This window comes from Pseudomonadota bacterium, from assembly GCA_023229365.1.
Classification (GTDB): Bacteria; Myxococcota_A; Polyangia; order JAAYKL01; family JAAYKL01; genus JALNZK01.
The window spans coordinates 1-5,467 of sequence record JALNZK010000218.1; the positions used below are offsets into that span (position 1 = coordinate 1).

At 65.8% G+C, this 5,467-nt stretch carries 8 protein-coding genes; 2 read left to right on the forward strand and 6 right to left on the reverse strand.

Features of this window, described 5'->3' with window-relative positions; genetic code table 11:
* Both M0R80_31210 and M0R80_31215 read left to right on the forward strand, forming a co-directional pair.
* On the forward strand, positions 1–661 hold a 661-nt coding region (locus M0R80_31210), incomplete at its 5' end, for a hypothetical protein (protein ID MCK9464111.1).
* Between the two features lie 202 nt (positions 662–863).
* Positions 864–1,481: a hypothetical protein gene (locus M0R80_31215; GenBank protein MCK9464112.1), complete on the forward strand. Its 618-nt coding sequence runs from the start codon at positions 864–866 to the stop codon at positions 1,479–1,481.
* On the opposite strand, the gene M0R80_31220 is transcribed toward M0R80_31215, so the two are convergent.
* The 6 genes from M0R80_31220 to M0R80_31245 form a co-directional block, all read right to left on the reverse strand.
* Complete coding sequence (locus tag M0R80_31220) at positions 1,441–1,857, reverse strand: excisionase family DNA-binding protein (protein MCK9464113.1); 417 nt, start codon at positions 1,855–1,857, stop codon at positions 1,441–1,443. The genes M0R80_31215 and M0R80_31220 overlap by 41 nt on opposite strands.
* A 198-nt stretch (positions 1,858–2,055) precedes the next feature.
* Positions 2,056–2,418 (reverse strand): hypothetical protein, encoded by a 363-nt coding sequence (locus M0R80_31225; protein ID MCK9464114.1) that lies wholly within the window; start codon positions 2,416–2,418, stop codon positions 2,056–2,058.
* Between the two features lie 72 nt (positions 2,419–2,490).
* A complete protein-coding gene (locus M0R80_31230) occupies positions 2,491–3,372 on the reverse strand; it encodes a nucleotidyl transferase AbiEii/AbiGii toxin family protein (GenBank protein ID MCK9464115.1) in 882 nt (293 codons plus the stop codon).
* A gap of 29 nt (positions 3,373–3,401) precedes the next feature.
* A complete protein-coding gene (locus M0R80_31235) occupies positions 3,402–4,007 on the reverse strand; it encodes a type IV toxin-antitoxin system AbiEi family antitoxin domain-containing protein (protein ID MCK9464116.1) in 606 nt (201 codons plus the stop codon).
* A 140-nt stretch (positions 4,008–4,147) separates the two neighbouring features.
* Entirely contained in the window at positions 4,148–4,291 is a 144-nt protein-coding gene (locus M0R80_31240; GenBank protein ID MCK9464117.1) for a hypothetical protein, read from the reverse strand.
* Between the two features lie 372 nt (positions 4,292–4,663).
* A partial coding sequence (locus M0R80_31245) for a hypothetical protein (GenBank protein MCK9464118.1) occupies positions 4,664–5,467 on the reverse strand: 804 nt, incomplete at its 5' end.

A 5,467-nucleotide genomic window follows, 5' to 3' on the forward strand; every position in this document is an offset into this window, starting at 1 on the left:
GAAGTACGAGTTCGCAGCTGTCGAACTCTCTCTCTACGGAGTTCCCGGGACCAACAACGAGTATCTGTTCATCCCCCACCTCGTGGGTGCCGTGAAGACGACCGAACGAACCTGCATCAAGCTCGACCTCACCGTCCGAAGCCAAGATGGGGCGGAACTGAAGATCGAAAGGCCAATCGTCGCCGAGGTCTTGAGCGAGGATGAAGCAGAAGATGAGGCCTCTTCGCGTACTGCCCCGATCGATCCGGCGGTGTACTTGAAAAACATGAGGGAGATTTTCGGTGAGCCGCGAATGGCGGCTGTGCAGAGTCTTCTGGAATGCCTGGCGCGAATCGTCGCCAGTTCCCGCGACCGTTTCAGGATTTGGTACGGGGCCAAGCCGAACTTCAACTGGATCTCCGATGGGGGTAGAGAGTCTAGGATTTTCACCGTCACCAACAACGGCAAGATAAGGCTCTTCTCCGAACCTCTCATCAAGCAGGGCATGGGGAGACTGGCGGAGCGGATCAGGGCCGTTGCGGCGGACACGGTCCCGGGAATCCACGAGGGAGGCGATTTCCATCAGCTCTCTGCGGACATCACACCAGAAAACGTCGATGCCCTCTGCAGCATGGTGCAGAACGCTTGCGAAGTCCTCGCGGGCGAGCGGGGCGTGCTGTAGTACGTCGCGTCGACTCCGACCGTGTCGTAGACGGCAGCGTAGTGTTCGATGAACCGCTCGGGCTGCGTGCCCGGTGGGTAGAACGGCCCGACCCAGTCCAGCGAGGACCAGGAGGAGGCGCCGAGGTGCGGAGTCGGCCGGTGGTCGTGCCGGGAGTATAGGGCAACTGCACACGAGGTCTCGCGTGATGTACGCTGCCAGGATGGACACCAGGATCCGTTCGGGCAACGAACCCTTCACCGTCGAAGGGAGGGCGCTGCCGTTCTGCCTGGGGGATTTCTGGCGCTGGAGCGCCTCTGATCTCCTCAGCAACGCGCTTCGGGGTATCCTCGCCGAGTTCATCGTGTTGAACGCCCTCGGGTTGGACAGCGATCACCCACGCGCCGAGTGGGATGCCGTCGATCTGCGGACTCCGGACGGCATCGCGGTCGAGGTCAAGTCGGCTGCATACCTCCAGAGCTGGACGCAGAAGAAGCTGTCGAAGATCACGTTCAACATCTCACCCGCCAAGGTGCCCTGGGACGCGCGGACGAACACGAGCGATGCCCCCGCCGGCCGACAGGCGGACCTGTACGTGTTCTGCCTATTCGCGGAAAAGGACCGGAAGGTCGCCGACCCACTCGACCTCGCGCAGTGGAGGTTCTTCGTTCTCCCGGCGCGGGTGTTGGACGCGAAGGTCGGCGGGCAGAAGACGGTGAGCCTCGGTCGGCTCGAAAGCCTCGGTGCCGCCTACTGCCACTACTCCGAGTTGAAGGCAGCTGCGAAGAAGGCGTCGAGCACTACAGCCTCCTCACCAGCGCCTCGACGTCCTCCAGCCTGAACCTGCGGGCGCGCTGCCCGACCTTGTACGAGGGCAGCTCGCCGCTCTTCACGCGCCGCCACAGTGTCGACTTGCCGATGGAGAGGTGCTGGGCCGCCTCCTTGACAGTGAGGAGCCGATCCGAGGGCAACGGCTGGGTCGCGGGTCCGTCCGTCATGTGGGTGCGCTTCGCCGCCTCGCTGGTCAGGTCCTTCAGCGTGCGTTCAAGGTTCACGCGGAGCGAGCCTTCGAGTTCCTTCCCCACGGTGTACTGGATAAGATTGACGATGGTCGGGTCGATGGCCCGCGCCACCGACCGCTTCACAGCCTCGGAGACGGCGGGTTCCAGGGCGCGGGCGAGCGCTTTGATGATGTAAGAATCGAGATCGTCGCGCATGAAGCCTCCTTGTCGTCGTCATCGAGCCCGACGTCCGGGTGTGCCGGGCGGCGAGGACGACTGCGATTGTGGACGAGGCAACTGAGCGGCGTCTACGGGGTCACGGGGCTACGTGATCGCGGGTCGGCGAGAGCCGCAAGAGGCGAGGGTTTTCGGGGTGGGAGCTGAGTGGACTGCAGCAAACCGAGGCTCGGCCAATCAGCAGCCACCGTACGGGTTCGATCCGCCGCAGCACATGGCGCCCGGGTGGTCCGGATCGGCGCCGTCCCCGCCGCAGTCGTACCAGCCGTCGGTCTCGCCGGTCCAGCCGCAGGTGCAGCCCGGATCGTTCTCGTCACTGCAATCGAGCCCAATCGCGCTGTCGAAGTCCCAGAAGTATAAGACGCTGCCCACGCAGCAGCCTGTGTCGCCGTGTGCGTCGTCGCACGTCTCGGGCTCTGGAGCATCCAGGCATTCGGTGTCGACGTCGGCATCCCCACCGCCGCTGCCGTCACCGCACGCCGCCATCCCGAACACCGCGCCGCAGAGCGCGAGCCAAACGACCAGCGTATTGAGCCGCATGTGAATCCCCCTGGTTTGTGGACGACAGAACCAGGATAGACGCGGTCGGCGATTATCGCAACGGCAGGGGCTCTACTTCTGCCAGGGACCGCCTGCCGGCCAGGCGGCGTTCCACGTTTCGCCGGTCGCAGCGGCGGCCAGAGGAATGGCCGCGAAGCGGACGATCTGTTCGATCGCGTCGAAGAGGTCGACGACGTCGGGGTCGCCAACCTTGCGTATGAACGCTTTCCACTGTGTGCGCTTGGTCGGGTCTTCGGCAAAGGCCGCGGTCAGCGCCACGGGGAGCCCTTCGGGCAGCGGCGTCTTCCTCCGCGCAAACGTCGCGCGCACGGCCCGCACGAGCACCTCTCCCTCGAACTCCAGCATCCGCGACATGGCCACGAGGTCGTAGAAGTCCTTCATGCGGCTGTTCGCGAGCCCCAGCTTGACCATCGCCTCCAGCTTCTCGGCCACGGCCGTCTCCCGTGGGTACGCGCGCAGCCTCGGTGCCGGGAAGTCGAGGAGCGTCGGGAGCTCGAGCACGGTTGCCGGGGGCGTGATCGCGTCCCCGAAGCCCACGTCGATCTGGAGGTGTGCGGTGGCGGCCTCGACGTGTGCGACGAGCGTCACGCGGATCCCGCCGTACTCCTGGTCCTCGCGGATCGGGCCGACTTCGAGCGACCCTGCGTCGAAGACCACGCCGTCATCGCCGACGTCGAGCGCGAGCACCTCGCTGAAGATTTCGCGTAGGCGCTCCTCGCTCGCCTCGCCGGAGCCCAGGAGATCGATGTCCCGAGTCGAGCGATGGGGTTGCCCGGTCCACAGGGTGAACAGGGTCGCGCCCTTGAGCGCGAACTGCGTCCCGTGCCCGGAACCCGAGAGCCGGTAGAGCAGGCGCTCATTGGCGTAGCGCACAAGCACGAGCTGGAAGTCCTCACCGCGCTCCCGAGCGAGGCGGAGGAGGCGCGCTCTCACGGAGGCGGCGATATGCGTCGGGGGTTTGGTCAAACGAGCGCCTCCAGGTACGGCCGCAGGATCGCGTACACGCGGTCGGCGCGGGCAGCTTCGATAATGGCGCTCGTGCCGTCGCGGTGTTTTCGAAGATAGTCGCGCAGAGCCTGAAGCGCCACTTCCAGACCCACACGACGTCGGTAGCGGAAGCAGTCCGCGACGGTTTTGGCAGGCGTGGTGAGGCACACCTGCACGCCTTCGATCTTGCGGACCATGACACCGTGCTCGCGTGCGACTCCGCTGGCGCGCACCACCTCAAGTACCGGGTACGCGATCTTCGGCAGGCGGGCGTGGCGATCGATCATCACCCAGACCGCGTGGGGCAGCTCGGTGGTCAGCCCGTGCACCTGGAGCGCGCTGAGGAGGCAGACGATGGCGTGGGGGACTCGTTTGCCGACCTCGGCCAGGGTGTGGTGTTCCGTGACCGTGGCATTGACCAGGCCGTAGAGCCCCCGATCGACACGTTCGAGAAGGCCGCGCTCGCAGAGGCGGAACAGGTAGGCGCGCGGGATGCCGGCGGCGTCGAGATCCCGGGCGCGCACGGGCCCCTTGCGGGCGAGCCGGAGGAGGGCATCGGTCTTGTTCGCCTTGGTCCTCATGATACGTAATGACTGTCCGCAATTATACGGACAGACGTTATGTATCATATGTTCAGGGAGAACGCGAGCCCGAACTGTAGCGCGCCGCTGAATAACCCGCCCTCTCGGTCGGTCCGGGCGACCCCGTTGATGGGAACGCCCTACTTCTTCTTGTCCTTGTCCTCGACGAGCTCCTCGATCACGTTCAGCACGAGCAGTACGATCTGCGCGAGCAGGCCCCACGGGAACGCGCAAAGGCGGTACGCGCACGTCGAGATGGAGACGAAGCGCAGAGCGGTCGCCATGCTCGACGTGCAGGACACGGACACGAAACCCGAAACGAACGGCGCGGACGAGGCTCCCGCCGTCGTTTCACGGCAACATGGCAGCAAATTGCGGAAGTCGAGAGCGTGCGAGACGGCGTGAAAAGGCCCCAAATACACGAAAGCCCTCGGGAATTCCCAAGGGCTTTCTTGCGGGGTGGACGGGACTTGAAACGCTCTGAGGGGAGCAACAAATAACCAAGGGAAATCGGGACGTTGCGCCCCACCTCTCAGAGATTGCTCAGAAATCGATTCGCGGTGTTCACCTGGGTTTCTCGTTGTTCACCATTGTTCGGCGCGTGCTGCGGAACATGGTCACGGAACATAGAACACGGCTGAAGAGACCGCCCTGCCCTACCCGAACGCCCCCTCGTCCTGCCCTTCCAAATTGATGATCGCCCATACCTCGCGCAGCCGCCGAGGGTCGATGTAGACATGGAACGCGCCCTCGTTCAGCTTCTTGCGCAGGATGCCCATGACGAGGAGCCGGTCGACGACCCGACGGGCGACCTTCTTCTCCTCGTCCGCGAAGTGGTGCCCGTAGGCGTGCTCGATGCCCGTGTGTCGGCCCCCAACCCGTCCGTCGCGCAGCAGCCTGCTCAGCACGCGGCTCGCGATCATCGCCGGGGAGGAGCGGTCGAGCGCCGGTGTCGGTGACGACGGCGCGGGCGCGCTCTCCGGTACGAGCGGCGGCGCGTGACCGCCGAGGCCGAGCAGGGAGCGCAGCGACGCCTCGACCCCCGCGTCCACGGCGTCGTCCGGGAACGGCATCCCGTGGGCGACCAGCGCCGCGACCGCCTCGCTCAGCGACAACCCGAGCCGCGCCGCCACCTCGGGCAAAGGCCCGCCGACTGGCTCTCCGTCGTCGGGCGTCCGCTCGTCGGAAGCGCTCGGCGTGAACGCCAGCGACGGCGCCTGCTCCACCTCGAAGGCGATCCCCAGCTCGGTCAGGGTCGGCCGCGCCATCCACGCCTCGCCGAGCAGCAGCTCGAACAGCTCGACGTCGAGTTCCCCGGCGAGCCGCACCGCGACGCAGCCGTCGATCGTGCCGTACGCGGGCGGGGTGTCGTTCGTATCGACTACCTCGCGCACGGCGTTCTCCATCGAGTGCGAGAACGCGGCGGCCACGCGCCAGCACGGGTCGGACGCGATGTCCTT